The organism is Pantoea sp. CTOTU49201, from assembly GCF_032054795.1.
Lineage (GTDB): Bacteria > Pseudomonadota > Gammaproteobacteria > Enterobacterales > Enterobacteriaceae > Pantoea > Pantoea symbiotica.
In genome coordinates this window covers 3,161-4,799 of the sequence record NZ_DAMBSA010000364.1, presented here as the reverse complement: position 1 = coordinate 4,799, position 1,639 = coordinate 3,161, and the positions used below count along the sequence as shown (strand labels likewise).

At 52.0% G+C, this 1,639-nt stretch carries 1 protein-coding gene; it reads left to right on the top strand.

Translation table 11 applies throughout. The features are described 5' to 3' along the window. Positions 1-481 precede the first annotated feature (481 nt). A partial coding sequence (gene nrdA / locus RTY00_RS20025) for a class 1a ribonucleoside-diphosphate reductase subunit alpha (protein WP_312665767.1) occupies positions 482-1,639 on the top strand: 1,158 nt, incomplete at its 3' end.

Sequence of the window (1,639 nt, the reverse complement as noted above, 5' to 3'; positions counted from 1 at the left end):
CGCCATTCATGGCGACCTCTTATCCAGATCAATTTCCTTTTAGACGCGTACCCGCCTTTTTTATAGGCTAAGCAAGTCACAAAAAATTCATAAGCAATTTTAGATAAGTTCGCTGCTGGCGGCCTTGTCGGGGCTTTTTTCATCTAAGAAAATTCCTGAAGCGCGGTGGTTGAGCAAGAAACACGCGTCCGATCATAAAGTGAAAAAAAAGTGCTGAGCGGTTGACACTAAGTGCAGGCCTTGCGGCATGCGGATCCAGGATTTTAGCCAGCCGCTAAGGACGATTTTTTAGTGAAAATCAACTCTTGTTAAGAAGAGATTGCTGACTAGAATACTCACCATATTGTTGTTCAAACTTCCCGCACCCCCTATATATAGTGTTTATCCACAGGCTTACTCACAACGAGCGGCTTGTGCATAAACCTTGTGCATAGATGGGGGATAAATACGTCATTCATGCATGGACAGGTAAAAACGCGACATGAACCAAAGTCTGCTCGTTACTAAACGCGATGGCCGCCAGGAGCGCATTGATCTCGACAAAATTCACCGTGTACTGGATTGGGCAGCCGAAGGGCTGAACAACGTTTCCGTTTCACAGGTTGAACTGCGCTCACACATTCAGTTCTACGATGGCATCAGAACCTCTGATATTCATGAGACCATCATCAAGGCTGCCGCAGACCTGATCTCTCGTGATGCGCCGGATTACCAATACCTGGCCGCGCGTCTGGCTATCTTCCACCTGCGTAAAAAAGCGTACGGCCAGTTTGAGCCGCCGAAGCTGTACGATCAGGTGGTGAAGATGGTGGAGATGGGCAAATATGACCGTCACCTGCTGGAAGATTACAGCACCGAAGAGTTCGAGCAGATGGACGAGTTCATCGACCATTGGCGCGACATGAATTTCTCCTACGCAGCGGTTAAGCAGCTGGAAGGGAAATATCTGGTGCAGAACCGCGTTAGCGGCGAAATCTACGAAAGCGCCCAGTTCCTCTACATCCTGGTGGCGGCGTGCCTGTTCTCTGGCTACCCGCGCGAAACCCGTATGGACTACGTGAAGCGCTTCTACGATGCGATCTCAACCTTCAAGATCTCGCTGCCAACGCCAATCATGTCCGGCGTGCGTACCCCAACGCGTCAGTTCAGCTCTTGCGTACTGATCGAGTGCGGCGACAGCCTCGACTCCATCAATGCCACTTCTAGCGCCATTGTGAAATACGTTTCTCAGCGCGCCGGTATCGGCATCAACGCCGGCCGCATTCGTGCGCTGGGTAGCCCGATTCGCGGTGGCGAAGCCTTCCACACTGGCTGTATTCCGTTCTACAAACATTTCCAGACCGCCGTGAAGTCCTGCTCGCAGGGCGGCGTACGCGGTGGCGCAGCGACGCTGTTCTACCCAATGTGGCATCTGGAAGTTGAAAGCCTGCTGGTGCTGAAAAACAACCGTGGTGTTGAAGGCAACCGCGTGCGTCACATGGATTACGGCGTGCAGATCAACAAACTGATGTACACCCGCCTGCTGAAAGGTGAAGACATTACGCTGTTCAGCCCGTCTGACGTGCCAGGCCTGTACGATGCGTTCTTCGCCGATCAGGACGAGTTCGAGCGTCTGTACACCAAATACGAGAAAGACGAC